Source organism: Agrococcus versicolor (genome assembly GCF_039531815.1).
Taxonomy (GTDB): Bacteria; Actinomycetota; Actinomycetes; order Actinomycetales; family Microbacteriaceae; genus Agrococcus; species Agrococcus versicolor.
Genome location: NZ_BAAAQT010000008.1, coordinates 408,589 through 426,169, shown reverse-complemented (window position 1 = coordinate 426,169; position 17,581 = coordinate 408,589). Strand labels below are relative to the sequence as shown.

Here is a 17,581-nt window from a genome sequence, read left to right as displayed (position 1 = left end):
TCCGCATCCACGGCTGCGCGAACGCCGGCATGACGACCATGATGACGCCGAGCAGCACCGCGCCGACGAGCACCACGAGCCAGCCGAGGTCGTCGCCGAAGCCGACCGTGAGCACCACGGTGAGCATGAGGGCCATGAACACCATGTGGTGGCCGGTGAGGAAGATGTAGCTCAGCGGCGTGAAGCGTGCGAGCACGAGCATCACGAGGAAGCCGAGCACGAGCACATAGGCGCTCGTCGCGCCGTACTGCTCGGACGCGATGGCCGTGATGACCTCGTTCGTCGGGATGACGCCCTGCGCGCCGGTGACGGCGAGGATGAGCTCGCCGAGCGGCCCGAGCGACGCGACGACGACGTTGGCGCCGGCGCCGAGGATGAGGAAGCCGAGCGCGGCCTTCAGCGCCCCGCCGACGACCTGGCCGGCGTTGCGGCGCAGGGCGATGAGACCGACGGCGGTGATGATGCCGATCAGGTACGCGGGCACGTTGAGGATCTGCTGCCCGATGAAGTCGAGGATGACGACGAGCCACTCCATCGCGGCTCCCTTCTGCTGTGTCTGGTGGGGTCCTGGCGTCAGCCGACGTGCGGCGTGAGCTTCTCGGTGATCTCGGCGACGCTCGTGAAGTTGTCGATCACGATGACGGTCGCGGGGACCTCGCCGATCTCGGGTGCGAGCTCCTCGGAGGTGAGCACGACGTCCGCCGTGCGTGCGGCGCCGCGGGCGGTGCCGATGTCGGCGGCCTCCACGTCGGCGTCATCGACGCCGAGCGCGCGCAGCGCCTTCTCGGCGTTCATCTTGAGCAGCACCGAGGTGCCGATGCCCATGCCGCAGACTGCGACGATCTTCATGATGTGCCTCTCTCGTGCTTCGGGTGCTTCGGGTGCTTCGGGTGCTTCGTTCGCGCCGTGTGGGGACGCGGTCAGACGGTCGCGTGCTCGCCGAGGAGCGAGCGCACGGCGGCGGGGGAGTCGGCGGCGAGCAGCGCCTGGAGGGCGTCGTCGTCGGCGAGGATGCCCGCGAGCGCGGACATGACCTCGAGGTGGCCGTCGTGGTCGGTGGCCGCGAGGCCGACGACGAGCCGCACGGGGTCGTTGGCCTTGGACCCGAACTCGACGGGCTCGGCGAGCGCGACCCAGGAGATGCCGGTGCGGAGCACGGCGGGGCTCGGCCGCGAGTGGGCGAGCGCGAAGCCCGGCGCGATGACGATGTACGGACCGTGCTCGTCGACCGCGGCGATCATCTCGTCCGTGTAGGCGTCGGTCGTGACGCCCGACGCGACGAGCCGCTCGCCTGCGGCGCGGATGGCGGCGCGCCAGTCGGCGGCGACGACGTGCGTCGCGATCGCCTCCTCGGGCAGCTGCTGTGCGAGGTCCACTTCGCGTGCTCCTTCGTCGTGCGTCGCGGTCGTCCCGCTCGGGCGTGGCCGACACTACCCCGATTCGCCGACTTCTGCACACTATTGGACGAAACTCGGGTGCGGCGGAGGAGTGGGTCGACGGGGCGACTGGTCGCGTTCTGCGCCGGCTGACCGCATCTCTCGGTCAACTGGTCACCGTTGCACCTCGACTGGTCACCGTTGCGCCTCGACTGGTCACCGTTGCACCTCGACTGGTCACCGTTGCACCTCGACTGGTCGCTGTTGCACCTCGAACCGGCACTTGGAGGTGCAACAGTGACCAGTCACCGCGGAAGGTGACCAGTCGGCGCAGGACGCGACCGGTCGGCGCAGAACGTGACCAGTCGGCGCAGAACGTGACCAGTCGGCCCAGGACGCGACCGGTCGGCGCTGAACGTGACAGGTCGACCGCGCGCCCCGCAGCGCGGTCAGCCGCCCGCGCGCCGGCGCGTGATGCGGCTGATGCGGTCGGCGTCGAAGAGGGCGTCCTGCGCGAGCAGCGAGGCGCCACGCACGCCGGCCTTCGCGCCCAGGCGCGACCGCTCGACGACGAGCCCCTGCCGCGAGAACACGTGGCTCGCGCCGAAGATCGCCCGCCGGATCGCGCCGATGAACCGCTCGCCCGCCTCCGCGAGGTTGCCGCCGATCACGACCGCCGACGGGTTCAGCAGGCCCACGACGTCGGCGATCGCGTACCCGATGACCTCGCCGATCTCCTCGAGCGCGGCGATCGCATCCTCGTCGCCCGCATCCACGAGCCCGACGATGTCGGCCGACGTGCGGATGCGCGCCCCGGCCCGCGTGAGCTCGTCACGCACCGTGCCGCCCGACGCGACGGTCTCGAGCCGGCGCAGCGGCTCGCTCAGCCGCTCCCGCAGCGGCGCGCTCAGCTGGCCGGCGCCGCCGCGGGCACCGCGCAGCACCTGCCCGTCGAGCACGAACGCGCATCCGACGCCGATGCCGGCCTTCACGACGACGAGGTCGCGATGCTCCTGCCACGCGAGTCGCGACTCGCCGACGGCGAGGATGTTGACGTCGCGGTCGACGGCGACGACGACGTCGGGCATGAGCGAGCCGAGGTAGCGGGCGATGACGACGTCGTCCCACCGCGGATCGAGCTGCGGGCTGCCGAGCACGCCCGTGCGGGAGTCGACGGGGCCGGGGACGCCGATGCCGATGCCCCGCACGTCCGACATGGAGCGGCCGTGGCCGACGAGCAGGTGCTCGAAGACCTGCATCGCCCAGTCGAAGATGTCGTCCGGCCCGTCGAACAGGCCGATGTCGGCCTCGTCCTCGCTGAGCACGGTGCTGACGAGGTCGGTGACGCCGACCTTGGTGTGGCTCGAGCCGATGTCCATGGCCAGCAGCACGCCCGAGTCGGCCTTGACCGCGAACTCCTCGGCGGGCCGGCCGCCGCGCGAGTCCTGCTGGCCGGATCGCACGACGATGCCGGGCTCGAGCAGCTCGTCGAGCCGGCGGCCGATCGTCACGCGCGACCAGCCGAGGCGCTCGACGAGCTCGGCCCGCGTCGTCGCCTCGCCGCTGCGGATGAGGTCGAGGACGACGCCGGAGCCCGTGGACAGGTGCTTGGGCATCGGGCTCCTCTCGGCGGCGGTGCGTGCGGGGGATCGCGTCGACTTACGACTACTTCTATGCCAAAGTAGCCCACATGGCCGACGACGTCACCACGATCCTGCCCGACCCCGTGCTCGGCGCCCGACACGAGGCCGAGCGGCGAGCCGTCGCGGCCGCCATCGCCATCCCCGCGCACGTCGTGCAGGCGAAGGGCCACGGGCACGCCGGCACCGCGATGGCCATGGCGCCGCTCGCGCACGTGCTCTTCCAGCGCATCCTCCGCCACGATCCCGCCGACCCGATGTGGGAGGGCCGCGACCGCTTCGTGCTCTCGGCCGGCCACGCGAGCCTCCTGCTCTACACGCAGCTGCACCTCACCGGCTACGACCTCTCGCTCGCCGACGTCGCCGCCTCGCGCCAGCTCGACGCCCGCACCCCCGGGCATCCCGAGCTGGGCCACACGCCCGGCGTCGAGATGTCGACCGGCCCGCTCGGGCAGGGCGTCGCGTCCGCGGTCGGCATCGCGCTCGCCGCCCGCCGCGACGAGGCGCTGCACGGCGTCGGCACGGGCCTGTTCGACCCGACGGTCTTCGTGCTCGCGGGCGACGGCTGCCTGCAGGAGGGCGTCTCGAGCGAGGCGTCGAGCCTCGCCGGCACGCTCGGGCTCGAGAACCTCGTGCTCATCTGGGACGACAACCGCATCACGATCGACGGCGGCACCGACGACGCGTTCTCGGAGGACGTGCGCGCCCGATACGCCGCCTACGGGTGGCGCGTGCTCGAGGTCGACGACTTCCGCGACCTGGCAGGCATCGAGCGCACCCTCGACGAGGCGCGCACGCGCTCGGGGCGGCCCACGCTCGTCGCCGTCCGCTCGGTGATCGGCGCGCCGTCCACGCGCATCGGCGGCACGCCCGCCGCGCACTCGGGCGGGTTCGGCGACGAGGAGGTCGCCGCCGTGAAGACGGCGCTCGGCTTCGCCGCCGACGCGACCCTCGACGACCTCGTGACCGAGGATGCGCTCGCCGAGACCCGCTCGGCGCTCGAGCGCGGACGCAGGCTGCACGAGGAGTGGCGCAGCGCGTACGAGCGCTGGATGGAGGAGGCGCCGGGCGCCGTCATGATGCGCCGCTGCTCGGGCGTCGCCTCGTGGGCGCCGGACGAGGGCTTCGCCGGCAGCCTCGCGGTGGAGGCCGGGCTCGGCGCGATCGACGAGGTCGCGGCGCCCGAGGAGGGTGCCTCGGTCGCGACGCGTGCGACGAACGGGAAGGTCATCCAGGCGCTGCAGGCGTGGGGCGGCCTGCTGGGCGGCTCGGCCGACCTCTCGGGGTCGACGAGCGTCGCGGTGCCGGGCGAGGCGATGTCGGCCACGAACCCCGGCGGCGACTTCGTGCACTTCGGCATCCGCGAGCACGCGATGGCGGCCATGCTCTCCGGCATCGCGCTGCACGGGCTGTGGCGACCGTACGCATCCACGTACCTCGCGTTCAGCGACTACCAGCGGCCCGCGCTGCGGCTGCAGGCGCTCATGGGGCTGCCGGTGATCCACGTCTACACGCACGACTCGGTCGCGGTCGGCGAGGACGGGCCGACGCACCAGCCGGTCGAGCAGACCGCCGCGCTGCGCACGATCCCGGGGCTCGACGTCGTGCGCCCCGCCGACGGCGCCGAGGTGATCGCGGCGTGGCGTCGCATCCTGGCGCAGCCGACCGGTCCGACGGCGCTCGTGCTGTCGCGACAGGGCGTGCCGGGCCTGCCGGAGCGAGCCGAGCTGGATGCCGCGGTCGCCCACGGCGGGTACGTCGCGTGGCAGCACGGCGAGGGCGACGCGCTCGCGATCGTCGCGACCGGCTCGGAGGTGCAGCTCGCGCTCGCCGCCGCCCGCACGCTCGCCGACGAGGGCGTCGCCGTGCGGGTCGTGTCGATGCCGTGCGTCGAGTGGTTCGAGGCTGCGCCCGCCGAGTGGCGCGACGCGGTGCTGCCGCCGACGCTGCGTGCGCGCGTCGCGGTCGAGGCCGGCCGTGGCGACGCGTGGTGGCGCTGGGTGGGACTCGACGGCCGCGTGGTCTCGATCGACGAGTTCGGCGAGTCGGGTGCGGGCGACCAGGTCATGGCGCGCCGCGGCATGACGGTGGATGCGGTGCTGGCGGCGGCCCGCGAGGTGCTGCCCGCCTGACCCTCGCCTGACCCGCGACCCGCCCCCTCTGGCCCTCGCGCCTGGCTGGTGCTCGACCCTCCCCGCTCGAGGTGCGCTTGCAGCCCCCGGGTGCGGTTGCAACCGCCCCTCGGGGCAGCAGCCGCACCTCGGGTCGGGTGAACGGGCCGCGACGCGAGGCGGCCACCGGCACGGAACGACGCGGCCGACGGCAGCGCTCGGTGGAGCGGCGCGCGGCCTCGGCGAAGCGAGCGAGATCGGGTGCCCGTGCGCAGAGGCGCTCGCCCGGACTCGCCTCCCGGAGGGTACGTCGGCTGTGGAATATCACGTCTGCTCTTCGACGCTCGCGCGTACGGTCCATGCAAGGACCCGATCGCAGGAGGGGCAGCCATGCACGCACGAGCAGCACGGTCTACGGCGAACGATCGCGCCGTCGCGGCCGCGTGCTCCATAGTCGGCACCCATCCGTGGTCGCAAGCGCGAGCGCAAGCGCAGGTGGCCCGTGGTCGCAGCTCCTGCATCTTCCTCCAGGTCGTGCCGGTCCCAGCCATCTGGCGCGGGTGCTAGCCGTGGTCGCCGACCCGGCGTGGGGCGGTCTCGTCGAACACCTGCTCCTGGCCGTAGTCGGTGCTGCTCTCGGCGTCGTGACCGTGCGCCTTCGACCCGGCTGGCTCCCGACGGCGGCGCTGCTCGTCCTGTACGCGTGGATGATCGTGGAGCTTGCGAGATCCTACGAGCCATCCGTCGGCATCGTGGTGGCCGGCGCCACCGTCGGAGTGGGCACCGGCCTCAATCTCCTCGATCGCCGGCGAGCCCGAGGGGTCCACCTCAGAGCGCCCGAGAGTCCCGGCGACGCATGAGGTGCGGCGGGCCGCGCCGGCGTTGCTGGGGACGCACCGCGCGCCTCGAGGTACGCACCTCGACGGCAGGTACGCCAATCGCAGCACCTCGTGACGAGATGCGTACCTCGCAACGCGGGCGACGGGGATCGCGCAGCCGTGGGCAGCGCGCGGCGCGTCAGGCCGTGACGTTGCCCAGGGTGCGCTCGACGACGATCTCGATGACGATGCGCTCGGCGTTCGGACGCGGCTCGCGGTAGCGCGCGGCGTAGCGTCGCACGGCCTCGGCGACGCGCTCGGGATCGCGGGAGACGGTGGCGGGGCCCTCGACGGTCGTCCACCAGCGGCCGTCGACCTGCGACAGCGAGACGCGGGTGCCGGGCCTCGCGAGCAGCATCCTCGCCTTCGTGCTCGTGCCCGAGGCGATGACGCGCACGAGGCCGGCCTCGGCGTCGTACGTCGCCCCGACCGGGACGAGGTGGATCGAGCCGTCGCGTCGCGGAGTCGCGAGCATGCAGAGGCGGTACTCGGCCCAGAAGTCGGCGAGGGAGGGTGGGGATGCGTCGGCCATCGCCTCGAACGCTACCGGCCCGCGGCTCGCCGCGGAGCGTGGCGTCCGACCCAGTCGTCGCCCGACGAGCGGCCCCGGCTCGCCACGGAGGGGGCCGCCTAGCCCGCCCGTCTCCCGACGAGCACGGCCGTCGCCGCACGCACCCAGCGTGCCGGCTCGGCGAGGGCGGCATCCACCGACGGCGCGACGTCGACCGCCGCGACCGCATCGTCGATGCCCGCATCCGCGAGCGCGTGACGGTCGACCGCGACGCGACCCGCCACCGCGACGCACGGCACGCCGAGCGCGGCGGCGTGCCGCGCGATGCCGACGGGTGCCTTGCCCAGCAGCGACTGCGCGTCGAGCGAGCCCTCCGCCACGATCACGAGGTCGGAGGTTGCGATCGCCGCATCCAGGCCGAGCAGCTCGGCGATCAGCTCGACCCCGTCCGCGGCGCGCGCGCCGAGCGCGACCTGCAGCCCGCCCGCGATGCCGCCACCGGATCCACCCCAGCCCGCCGCCGCCAGGTCGCTGCCGAACGTCGCGTCGAGCACCGCCGCCCACGATCGGAGGCCCGCGTCGAGCGCGGCGACGCCCGCGGCGTCGGCCCCCTTCTGCGGTGCGAACACGGCGGCGGCACCTCGCTGCCCGGCGAACGGGTTGGCGACGTCGGAGCACAGCACGAGCTCCACCCCCTCGAGCGCAGCACGGGCGGCACCGGCGTCGACCGAGCGGATCCGAGCCAGCGCGCCGCCGCCGCCCACGACCTCGGAGCCGTCGGCGTCGAGCAGCCGCACGCCGAGCGCCCGGAGCGCCCCGATCCCGCCGTCGGTCGTCGCCGATCCGCCGATGCCGAGCACCACGCGGCGAGCGCCGGCCGCGACGGCCCGGCGCACGAGCTCGCCGGTGCCGCGCGTGTCGGCGGCGAGCGCGGTCGCCGGGGTCGGGTCGACGAGTCCGAGCCCGCTCGCGGCCGCCATCTCGACGACCGCGGTCTCGCCCGAGAGCGCCCACCGCGCCTCGACCAGATCGCCGAGGGGCCCGCCCACCCGGTCGACGCGAGCCTGCGCACCCGACGCGATCACCGCATCCACGGTGCCCTCGCCGCCATCGGCGAACGGCAGCTGGACGACGTCCGCATCGGGCAGCGCGTCGACCACGCCCGCCGCCATCGCCGCGGCGGCCTCCGCAGCCGTGAGCGTGCCCTTGAACGAGTCGGGCGCGACGAGCACCCGCAGCGCGTCGCCCACCTGCTCGGCCCTACTCGGCCTGCTGCGCGCCCCAGCCGTGGGCGCCCACGATGCGTGCGCGCACGTCGACGCGGGCGCGCTCGCGGTCGGGGTAGGGGCGGCCGCCGTAGTGCTGCGACAGCGAGTCGATGCCGGCGAGCTCGGGGTCGTCGGCGATGTCCTCGACGACGAGCTGCAGCGACAGGTGCGTGTACCAGTTGGTCTCGTCGATGACGTCGAGCGCGAACCGCGGATCGCGGCGCAGGTGCCCGAGGCGCACCCGCTCGGCGTCGAGGTTCACGAGGATGCGGCCGTCGTCCTCGAGCAGGTACCAGGTCGCCACGGCGACCGGCCGGCCATCCTTCGCGAGCGTCGCCATGACCGCGGGGTTCGGCTTGCGCAGGAACTCGAGGGCGTCATCGCTGAGCGTCGTCATGCCTCCACGGTACTCGGGACGGCTCACGTGATCTGGTCGAGCTGCTGCGTGTGATCGGGCACGGATGCAGTGTGCGCGTAGCCGCGCACGCGCCGGTCGATGAACGTCACGGCCCACAGCGCGATGCCGATGACGAGCAGCACGCCCGCGATGCCGTACTGCGCGAGGTCGCGCCCCGAGGTCCACGGCAGCACGAGGTAGATGCAGGCGACGACGCCGACGATGGGCAGGAACGTCGGGGTCGTGAAGTGCGAGTGCTCCACAGGGTCGCGTCGAAGCACGAGCACCGCGACGTTGACGACGCCGAACACGGCGAGCAGCAGCAGCGACGTCGTGCCGCCGAGCAGCACGACGATCGGGTCGTCGGTGTTCACGGACACCCACGCGATGAGGCCGAGCGCGATGACCGTCGTGACGAGGATCGCGACCCACGGCGTGCGACGCGAGGGCAGCACGCCCTTCAGCACCGGCGGCAGCACGCCCTGCCGGCTCATGCCGTACAGCAGGCGGCTGGCCATCATCATGTTGATGAGCGCGGTGTTGGCGACGGCGAACATCGAGATGAACGGGATGAGCGCGTTGATCGGGAAGCCGGGTGCGGCCGTCTCGACGACGGTCACGAACGGTGCGGCGTTGCCGGCGAGCTCGCCGACCGGCACGATCGCGACGGCGAGGATCGACACGACGACGTAGACGACCGCCGTGATGCCGAGGCCCGTGAGCATGACGCGCGGGAAGATGCGGTTCGGCTCCTTCACCTCCTCCGCCATGTTCACGCTGTCCTCGAAGCCGACCATCGCGAAGAACGCGAGCGACGTCGCGGTGCTCACGGCGAGCAGCACGCTCTTGTCCTCGGGGGTGTCGAACAGGATCGCTCGCGAGAAGTCGGCCGTGCCGCCGAAGACGGCGAACATCGAGATGCAGATGACGAGCAGCAGGCCCGAGAGCTCGATCGTCGTCAGCACGACGTTGAGGCCGACGCTCTCGGCGACGCCGCGCAGGTTCACGAGCGCGAGCAGGATCATGAAGCCGAGCGCGATGGGCAGCGGCGAGACGCCCTCGAGGCCGAAGCCGATCGTGAAGTTCGCCGCGAACGCGCTCGACGCGCTCGACGCCGACGTGATGCCGGAGCACATGACGGTGAAGAGCACGAGGAACGTGACGAAGTGGATGCCGAACGCCTTGTGCGCGTAGAGCGCGGCACCCGCGGCCTGCGGATACTTCGTCACGAGCTCGAGGTACGAGCACGCCGTGATCGTGGCGACGGCGAACGCGATGAGGAACGGCACCCACGCCGCGCCACCCACCTCGGCGGCCACCTGGCCGGTGAGCGCGTAGATGCCGGTGCCGAGGATGTCGCCGACGACGAACAGGAGCAGCAGCTTCGGCCCCATCACCCGCTTCAGCTCGGGCTGGTCGGTGGAGGCGGTGGCGTCTGCGTCGACGGTCATGGCGACAGTGTGCGCCACGGATGGCGCGTCGGTCTAGATGCGGTGCCCTTCGAGACGCGGGCTCGCTGCGCTCGCGCGCTCCTCAGGGAGCGGGGGTGGGGTTCGCTCCGCTCGCGCGCTCCTCAGGGAGCGGGGGCGGGGCTCGCTGCGCTCGCGCGCTCCTGAGGGAGCGGGGGCGGGCTCGCTGCGCTCGCGCGCTCCTGAGGGAGCGGGGGCGGGGCTCGCTGCGCTCGTGCGCTCCTGAGGGAGCGGGGGCGGGCTCGCTGCGCTCGCGCGCTCCTCAGGGAGCGGGGGCGGGGCTCGCTGCGCTCGCGCGCTCCTGAGGGAGCGGGGGCGGGGCTCGCTGCGCTCGCGCGCTCCTTGGGGAGCGGGGGCGGGGCTCGCTGCGCTCGCGCGCTCCTTGGGGAGCGGGGGCGGGGCTCGCTGCGCTTGTGCGCTCCTGAGGGAGCGGGGGCGGGCTCGCTGCGCTCGCGCGCTCCTCAGGGAGCGGGGGCGGGCTCGCTGCGCTTGCGCGCTCCTTGGGGAGCGGGGGCGGGCTCGCTGTCCTCGGTCGCTCCTCAGGGAGCGGAGGCGGGGGCTCGCTGTGCTCGGTCACTCCTGAACGAGCGGGGGCGCCGCATCCGCTCCCTGAGGTGCCGAGCGCAGCGAGCCTCGAAGGGCGCACGACGAAGCGCCCCGGCCCGCGCGATGCGGGCCGGGGCGCTGCGTCGGTCGCCGGGAGGTGCGACCGGGTCAGGCGGGGATCAGAAGTCCCAGTCGTCGTCCTCGGTGGCGACGGCCTTGCCGATGACGTACGACGAGCCGGAGCCTGAGAAGAAGTCGTGGTTCTCGTCGGCGTTCGGCGACAGGGCCGAGAGGATCGCCGGGTTCACGTCTGTCACGGTCGACGGGAACAGGGGCTCGAACCCGAGGTTCATGAGCGCCTTGTTCGCGTTGTAGTGCAGGAACTTCTTGACGTCCTCGGTGAGGCCGACGCCGTCGTAGAGCTCGGCGGTGTACTTCGCCTCGTTCTCGTACAGCTCGTAGAGCAGCGTGTACGCGTAGTCCTTCAGCTCGACCTGCTCGGCCTCGCTCAGCTTGGCGAAGCCCTGCTGGAACTTGTAGCCGATGTAGTACCCGTGCACGGCCTCGTCGCGGATGATGAGGCGGATCATGTCGGCCGTGTTCGTGAGCTTCGCGTGGCTCGACCAGTACATGGGCAGGTAGAAGCCCGAGTAGAACAGGAACGACTCGAGCAGCGTCGAGGCGATCTTGCGCTTCAGCGGGTCGTCGCCCTCGTAGTAGTCGACGATGATCTCGGCCTTGCGCTGCAGGTACGGGTTCTCCGTCGACCAGCGGAAGGCGTCGTCGATCTCCTTCGTCGACGCGAGCGTCGAGAAGATGGACGAGTACGACTTCGCGTGCACCGACTCCATGAACGCGATGTTCGTGTAGACGGCCTCCTCGTGCGGGGTGATCGCATCGGGGATGAGCGAGACCGCGCCGACGGTGCCCTGGATGGTGTCGAGCAGCGTGAGGCCCGTGAAGACGCGCATCGTGAGCTGCTGCTCGGCCGGCGTCAGCGTGCCCCACGACTGGACGTCGTTCGACAGCGGCACCTTCTCGGGCAGCCAGAAGTTGTTCACCAGACGGTTCCAGACCTCGAGGTCCTTGTCGTCCTGGATGCGGTTCCAGTTGATGGCCTGCACGAGGTGGTTGTGCCGGTGCTGGCGCTTCTGCGACTCGGTCTGCGTGCCGGCGGCGAGCGTCTCGCTCGTCGCCTCGCGCTCCGCCGCGATCTGCTCGCGCGTCTCGTCGATCGGAGCGTCGACGATCTCGTCGAACGCGCCGGCGGCGCCGGTGCTGTGCTGGGTGTCGGTCATGTCCTCATCCTCGATCTCTCGTCGCGTCGCTGCAGCCCTAGAGCATGCAGGAGACGCAACCCTCCACCTCGGTGCCCTCCAGCGCGAGCTGGCGGAGACGGATGTAGTAGACGGTCTTGATGCCCTTGCGCCATGCGTAGATCTGGGCCTTGTTGATGTCGCGCGTCGTCGCGGTGTCCTTGAAGAACAGCGTGAGCGACAGGCCCTGGTCGACGTGCTGCGTCGCCGCGGCGTAGGTGTCGATGATCTTCTCGGGGCCGATCTCGTACGCGTCCTGGAAGTACTCCAGGTTGTCGTTCGTCATGAACGGCGCCGGGTAGTAGACGCGACCGATCTTGCCTTCCTTGCGGATCTCGATCTTCGCCGCGATCGGGTGGATCGACGACGTCGAGTTGTTGATGTACGAGATCGAGCCGGTGGGCGGGACGGCCTGCAGGTTCTGGTTGTAGATGCCGTGCTCCTGGATGAGCGCCTTCAGCCCTCGCCAGTCGTCCTGCGTCGGGACGTGCACGCCGGCCTCGGTGAAGAGCTGCTCGACGCGCTGCGTCGCCGGCACCCACGCCTGGTCGGTGTACTTGTCGAAGAACTCGCCCGAGGCGTACGTCGACCGCTCGAAGCCGTCGAAGACCTGGCCCTTCTCCTGCGCGATGAGGTTCGACGCCCGCAGGGCGTGGAACAGCACCGTGTAGAAGTAGATGTTCGTGAAGTCGACGCCCTCGTCCGAGCCGTAGAAGATGCGCTCGCGGCCGAGGTAGCCGTGCAGGTTCATCTGGCCGAGGCCGATGGCGTGGCTCATGTCGTTGCCGCGGGCGATCGACGGCACCGAGTCGATGTTCGACTGGTCGGACACCGCCGTCAGGGCGCGGATCGACGTCTCGATGGTCTGGCCGAAGTTCGGCGAGTCCATCGCGAGGGCGATGTTCAGCGAGCCGAGGTTGCAGGAGATGTCCTTGCCGATCGACTCGTAGCCGAGGTCCTCGACGTACTGCGACGGCGTGTTCACCTGCAGGATCTCGCTGCACAGGTTCGACATGTTGATGCGGCCGTCGATCGGGTTGGCCCGGTTCACCGTGTCCTCGAACATGATGTACGGGTAGCCCGACTCGAACTGGATCTCGGCGAGCGTCTGGAAGAAGTCGCGGGCGCGGATCTTCTTCTTCGTGATGCGCGAGTCGTCGACCATCTCGTGGTACTTCTCCGTCACCGAGATGTCGGCGAAGGGCACGCCGTAGACGCGCTCGACGTCGTACGGCGAGAACAGGTACATGTCCTCGTCCTTCTTCGCGAGCTCGAACGTGATGTCCGGCACGACGACGCCCAGCGAGAGCGTCTTGATGCGGATCTTCTCGTCGGCGTTCTCGCGCTTCGTGTCGAGGAATCGCATGATGTCGGGGTGGTGCGCCTGCAGGTACACCGCTCCGGCACCCTGACGGGCACCGAGCTGGTTCGCGTAGGAGAAGCTGTCCTCGAAGAGCTTCATCACGGGGATGATCCCGGACGACTGGTTCTGGATCTGCTTGATCGGGGCGCCGTACTCGCGGATGTTCGTGAGGTTGAACGCCACGCCGCCGCCGCGCTTCGACAGCTGCAGCGCGGAGTTGATCGAGCGACCGATCGACTCCATGTTGTCCTCGATGCGCAGCAGGAAGCACGAGACGAGCTCGCCGCGCTGCTTCTTGCCGGCGTTGAGGAACGTCGGGGTCGCGGGCTGGAAGCGGCCCGTCGCGATCTCGTCGACGAGCGCCTCGGCCAGTCGCTCGTCGCCGGCCGCGAGGGCGAGGGAGACGTTGACGACGCGGTCCTCGTAGCGCTCGAGGTAGCGGTTCCCGTCGAACGTCTTCAGCGTGTACGACGTGTAGTACTTGAACGCGCCGAGGAACGTCGGGAAGCGGAACTTGTAGCCGTAGGCGCGCTTCATGAGCGACTTGATGAACTCGAACGAGTACTGCTCGAGCACCTCGCCCTCGTAGTACTCGTTCTCGACCAGGTAGTCGAGCTTCTCCTTCAGCGAGTGGAAGAAGACCGTGTTCTGGTTGACGTGCTGGAGGAAGTACTGGTTCGCAGCCTCGCGGTCCTTGTCGAACTGGATCTCGCCGTTCGGACCGTAGAGGTTGAGCATCGCGTTGAGCGAGTGGTAGTCCATCTGCGGCGAGTGCGTGCCCGCTGCGGACTGCTCGGTGGTCACAGTTGCCACAGGTCGTCCAATCGTTGGTTGAGGATGCTGACGTCGTCGGGAGTCCCGAAGACCTCGAATCGATGCAGGTAGGGCACGTCGCACTTCGCGGCGATGATGTCGCCCGCGATGCAGAAGTCGGCCCCGAAGTTCGTGTTGCCGCCGGCGACGACGCCGCGGAGGAGGGATCGGTTGCCCTCGTCGTTCAGGAAGCGGATGACCTGCTTCGGCACGGAGCCCCTGCCGTGCTCGCCGTACGTGGGCGTGACGAGCACGTACGGACGCTCGACGTGGAGGGCGGGCTCGCTCGCGTGGAGCGGGATGCGCGACGCCGGCCTGCCGAGCCTCGACACGAACCGTGCGGTGTTGCCCGAGACCGACGAGAAGTAGACGATCTCGGGTGCCACGGTCGGCGCCTCGAGGAGCATGGTGGGGTCGCTGTCGATGCTCAGGCGGAGAGCGCCTGGATCTTGTCGGGGCGGAAGCCCGACCAGTGGTCGGCACCGGCGATGACGACGGGCGCCTGCATGTAGCCGAGGTCCTTGACCGTCTGGAGGGCCTTGTCGTCGACGGACACGTCGAAGATCTCGTAGTCGACGCCCTGGGCGTCGAGCGCGCGCTTCGTGGCGGTGCACTGCACGCAGGCGGGCTTCGAGTAGACGGTCACAGCCATGGGGTCCTGCTCTCTCGCGGGCGACTTCAGATGATTCGGGATGCTCGGCCGAAGCCGGGAGTGCCCACTATATGTAGGGCCACCGACATTCGTCGGGCACTAGATGCGGCGTTTCTCCACAATCTGTACAACGCTTCTCCACGGCTTCCGATTCCTGCCCAGCACTGGCGCGGAAGTTGCCTGTGGACTCGGTTCTCCACACCTGTGGACAGTCGTTTCGCGACACGCCGACGGATGCTTACAACCGTGTCATTCGATGCGCGGATGGCGTCCGTGCGATCGGGACCAGGCTGCGCCCGACCACCGACACGTCCGGGCCGGCCCGGATGGCGACGCGGTGCCCCGGGAGCAGGGATCGCCGCGAGGGTCAGGGCGCCGGCGGCAGCACCGCGAACGCCGCGAGCTGCACGGCGACCATCTCGTAGTAGGTCACCAGCGCGACGAGCTGCATGAGGTGCTCGACGCCGAGCACCGCCTCCGCACCCGCGAACGCGCCCGCATCGAGGCTCCGATGCGCGAGGAGCAGCCTGGCCACGTCGAGCGCCGATCGCACCTCCTCGTCGGCGTCGTCCGGTGCGCCGCCGGCGCGGATCGCTGCGAGATCGGCATCCGTCCAGCCCACGCTGCGGCCGGCGCGCTCGTGCGCGAAGATCTCGAACGCGCTGTCGTGCGCGTACGCCACGGCGAGGATCGCCGCCTCGCGTGCCCGCTCCGACAGGGCGATGCCCCAGCGCATCTGGGCGCCCAGGCTCGCGAGGGCCGATCCGATCGCCGGCGAGGCGATCCAGATCGACGGCGGACCGAGCAGCTCGCCGTCGTCGGTGGCGAGCGGGAAGACCGCTCGCGACGCCGCAGGCCGATCGACCGTCCAGCGTCGGGCGAGCTCGCGCTGGGCGTCGGAGTACTCGGAGGGGTGCGGTGGCCGATAGCGAGGCATGCGCGTCCGATCTGGGTGCGGCGGAGGGGTCGGGATGGCCGCGGTCCGAGCCGTCAGCTCGCGAGCCCCGCGAGCTCGTGGTCGAGCCTCGATGTCGTCATCCACACCGCGATCTGGGAGCGCGAGCGGAACTCGAGCTTGTGGAGGGTGCGCTGGATGTGGCCCTCCACGGTGCGCGTCGAGAGCACGAGTCGCGCGGCGATCTGCGCGTTGCTCAGGCCTTCGACGAGCAGCTCGGCGACCTCGCGCTCACGGCGGGTGAGCACGTCGGTGCCCGCGCGCTGCTCGAGACCGGCCGCGGTCGACCCGATGCGCACGAGCTCGCTCCGGCCGAGTCGTCGGCCGTGCGACGCGAGCCTCGCGAACGGCCGTGGTCCGAGGGCGCGACGCACGCGGCCCTCGACGCCGTCGCCGAACGCATCGCGCGCGAGCGTGCGTGTGCTGTCCATCCGGCTCGCGCCGGCCAGCAGCACCGCCGCACGCTCCGCGTCGCCGGCCCTGCTCGCGAGGACCGCGAGCAGCCGGAGCGTCGTCGGCACCCCGGCGCGATCGCCCATGGCGTCCATCATGAGCAGCGCCTCGCGGGCGGTCTCGCTCGCGCGCTCGTCGAGCCCACGAGCCATGAGCGAGATGGACAGCAGGACGAGCGAGTGGGCGATGCCCCAGCGGTTGCCGCGCGCCCGCATCCAGGCCACCGATGCGCGGACCTCGCGGTCCGCGCCATCGTGGTCGCCGCGCATCACGCGGACGAGCGTGAGGAAGTAGCGCTGCTCGGCGAGCAGCGCGGTGCGGGGGCTCCGACGGGTGCGCTCGACGACCCCCTCCAGCATGCACTCCGCCTGCTCGAGGTCGAGCCGTCCCGCGTGCACGAGGGCCTCCAGGAACTCGGCCGGCATCGCGTCCGTGTCGGCGCGGAGCGCCTCGCCGTCGCGCACCGCGTACCGGGTGCTGCGGGCCGACAGCTCTGCGGCGTGCGAGGCGTCGCCGCACAGCACCGAGAGGAACGCCGCGCAGCGCAGCGCCTCGGCGGCCGATGCGTCGCGCAGCGGCCTGCTCGCGATGGCGCGCTCGAGCCACGCCCGTGCCTGCGGCACCAGGCCGAGCGCGGTCCACTGCCTCCGCAGGGCCACGATGAGATCGATCGCCTGCGCGGCGAGCGCCGGGTCGTCGACCTGGCGTTCCAGCAACGCCTCGAGCCCGCGACGGTGCTGCAGGAGGTGTCGTGCGGCAGCCGGCTCGGCCGCGTCGCCGGCGGCTGCCGCGAACGCGCGCGCAGCGGCCACCACGTGGGCGTCGATCCGTCGTCGGAGGTCGTGCTCGTCGAGGTCGGCGCGCGCATGCGCGGCCCGGGCGACGGCGCGCACCGCCCGGAACGCGCCGTCGACGTCGGGGTCGCGCATGAGGATGGAACGGTCGACGAGGTCGCAGAACGCAGCGACCGTCGCGGTGCGCGTCGACGGCGCCGCGTCGTCGTCGACGAGCGTCGGCAGGCATTCCAGGGTGAGCGGCTCGCGCAGCATCCACGCCACCGACAGGAGGCGGCGCTCGAGATCGTCGCTCGCCGCCACGAGCGACTCGGCTCGCGCGATGACCGACCTTGCGGCCGGGAGGAGGTCGGCGAGCGAGTCGGCGGAGCGCAGGCCGTCACGAACGGACTCGAGGGGGAGGAAGCGGGTGGCGGCCGCGGCGAGCTCGATCGAGGCGGGCAGGCCGTCGCACTCGGCGCAGATGTCGCGCAGCAGGGTGATCGTCGCCGGCGTCGGCGCGAAGCCGGGCTGCAGCGCGACGATGCGGTCGACCAGCAGGCGTGGCGCATCCCACTCGAGCGTCGATCGCACGGAGGCGCGCCCGCGCGGGGGATAGCGCAGTGCCGGCAGCTCGAGCACGTGCTCGCCGGCCGCCCCGAGCACTCGAGTGCTCGTGACGACGAGGCAGGCGCCCGGGACCTCGTGCAGGAGACGCTCGACCAGCGCTCGAGCGTCGTCGTGGTCGTCCGCGGCATCGAGGAGCAGGATGCCCGAGAAGGAGTCGGCCACCGATGGCGAGGGCTCCACCCGCACGCGTGCGTCGAGCGTGCGACGCGGCTCGAGCCGCCGGACCCCATCCCGGTGTCCGCGGCCGAGCTGCTCGACCAGTCGTGCCGCGAATCGGCTCTTGCCGACGCCGATCGGTCCGGTGATCGTGAGCAGGCGGCTCGTGCCGAGCACGCGACGCGCGAGCGCGAGCTCCGGGCCCCGCCCGACGAAGGTCGTGGCGTCCTCGGCGACCGGTGTCGCCGCGACCAGGGTCTCGCGCTCCATCGCG

At 71.4% G+C, this 17,581-nt stretch carries 16 protein-coding genes; 2 read left to right on the top strand and 14 right to left on the bottom strand.

The window, feature by feature from the left end; genetic code table 11:
* From ABD249_RS14490 to ABD249_RS14475, 4 genes are all read right to left on the bottom strand, one after another.
* Positions 1–535 (bottom strand): PTS transporter subunit IIC (locus ABD249_RS14490; protein WP_344344755.1); only part of this gene is annotated, 535 nt, incomplete at its 3' end.
* Positions 536–573: 38 nt separating this feature from the next.
* Positions 574–849 carry a PTS sugar transporter subunit IIB gene (locus ABD249_RS14485; RefSeq protein WP_344344754.1) on the bottom strand — a complete coding sequence of 92 codons (276 nt, stop codon included), beginning with the start codon at positions 847–849 and terminating at the stop codon, positions 574–576.
* A gap of 71 nt (positions 850–920) precedes the next feature.
* The gene (locus ABD249_RS14480) at positions 921–1,376 is read right to left on the bottom strand and encodes a PTS sugar transporter subunit IIA (RefSeq protein ID WP_344344753.1); all 456 of its coding nucleotides are present in this window, start codon (positions 1,374–1,376) and stop codon (positions 921–923) included.
* Positions 1,377–1,825: 449 nt separating this feature from the next.
* Complete coding sequence (locus tag ABD249_RS14475; protein WP_344344752.1) at positions 1,826–2,992, bottom strand: ROK family transcriptional regulator; 1,167 nt, start codon at positions 2,990–2,992, stop codon at positions 1,826–1,828.
* Positions 2,993–3,066: 74 nt separating this feature from the next.
* Between ABD249_RS14475 and ABD249_RS14470 the strand changes: the two genes are divergently transcribed.
* Complete coding sequence (locus ABD249_RS14470) at positions 3,067–5,148, top strand: transketolase family protein (protein WP_344344751.1); 2,082 nt, start codon at positions 3,067–3,069, stop codon at positions 5,146–5,148.
* 548 nt (positions 5,149–5,696) lie between these two features.
* Complete coding sequence (locus ABD249_RS14465; RefSeq protein WP_344344750.1) at positions 5,697–5,987, top strand: hypothetical protein; 291 nt, start codon at positions 5,697–5,699, stop codon at positions 5,985–5,987.
* Positions 5,988–6,144: 157 nt separating this feature from the next.
* Here ABD249_RS14465 and ABD249_RS14460 read toward each other — a convergent pair whose 3' ends face one another.
* The 10 genes from ABD249_RS14460 to ABD249_RS14415 all read right to left on the bottom strand — a co-directional run bounded on the left by ABD249_RS14460 (position 6,145) and on the right by ABD249_RS14415 (position 17,577).
* Positions 6,145–6,537, bottom strand: a complete 393-nt coding sequence (locus tag ABD249_RS14460) for a pyridoxamine 5'-phosphate oxidase family protein (RefSeq protein WP_344344749.1) — start codon at positions 6,535–6,537, stop codon at positions 6,145–6,147.
* 98 nt (positions 6,538–6,635) lie between these two features.
* On the bottom strand, positions 6,636–7,766 hold the full coding sequence (locus ABD249_RS14455) for a glycerate kinase (RefSeq protein ID WP_344344748.1): 1,131 nt from the start codon (positions 7,764–7,766) through the stop codon (positions 6,636–6,638).
* A 10-nt stretch (positions 7,767–7,776) separates the two neighbouring features.
* Entirely contained in the window at positions 7,777–8,181 is a 405-nt protein-coding gene (locus tag ABD249_RS14450) for a TIGR03618 family F420-dependent PPOX class oxidoreductase (RefSeq protein WP_344344747.1), read from the bottom strand.
* A gap of 23 nt (positions 8,182–8,204) precedes the next feature.
* Positions 8,205–9,632 carry an APC family permease gene (locus tag ABD249_RS14445; RefSeq protein WP_344344746.1) on the bottom strand — a complete coding sequence of 476 codons (1,428 nt, stop codon included), beginning with the start codon at positions 9,630–9,632 and terminating at the stop codon, positions 8,205–8,207.
* 743 nt (positions 9,633–10,375) lie between these two features.
* A complete protein-coding gene (gene nrdF, locus ABD249_RS14440; RefSeq protein ID WP_344344745.1) occupies positions 10,376–11,494 on the bottom strand; it encodes a class 1b ribonucleoside-diphosphate reductase subunit beta in 1,119 nt (372 codons plus the stop codon).
* Between the two features lie 37 nt (positions 11,495–11,531).
* On the bottom strand, positions 11,532–13,637 hold the full coding sequence (nrdE, locus tag ABD249_RS14435) for a class 1b ribonucleoside-diphosphate reductase subunit alpha (protein WP_344345126.1): 2,106 nt from the start codon (positions 13,635–13,637) through the stop codon (positions 11,532–11,534).
* Between the two features lie 38 nt (positions 13,638–13,675).
* Complete coding sequence (gene nrdI / locus ABD249_RS14430; RefSeq protein WP_344344744.1) at positions 13,676–14,095, bottom strand: class Ib ribonucleoside-diphosphate reductase assembly flavoprotein NrdI; 420 nt, start codon at positions 14,093–14,095, stop codon at positions 13,676–13,678.
* Positions 14,096–14,115: 20 nt separating this feature from the next.
* Complete coding sequence (gene nrdH, locus ABD249_RS14425; protein ID WP_344344743.1) at positions 14,116–14,340, bottom strand: glutaredoxin-like protein NrdH; 225 nt, start codon at positions 14,338–14,340, stop codon at positions 14,116–14,118.
* 367 nt (positions 14,341–14,707) lie between these two features.
* Positions 14,708–15,277 (bottom strand): carboxymuconolactone decarboxylase family protein, encoded by a 570-nt coding sequence (locus ABD249_RS14420; RefSeq protein ID WP_344344742.1) that lies wholly within the window; start codon positions 15,275–15,277, stop codon positions 14,708–14,710.
* Positions 15,278–15,330: 53 nt separating this feature from the next.
* On the bottom strand, positions 15,331–17,577 hold the full coding sequence (locus tag ABD249_RS14415) for a LuxR C-terminal-related transcriptional regulator (protein WP_344344741.1): 2,247 nt from the start codon (positions 17,575–17,577) through the stop codon (positions 15,331–15,333).
* Between the last annotated feature and the right edge of the window lie 4 nt (positions 17,578–17,581).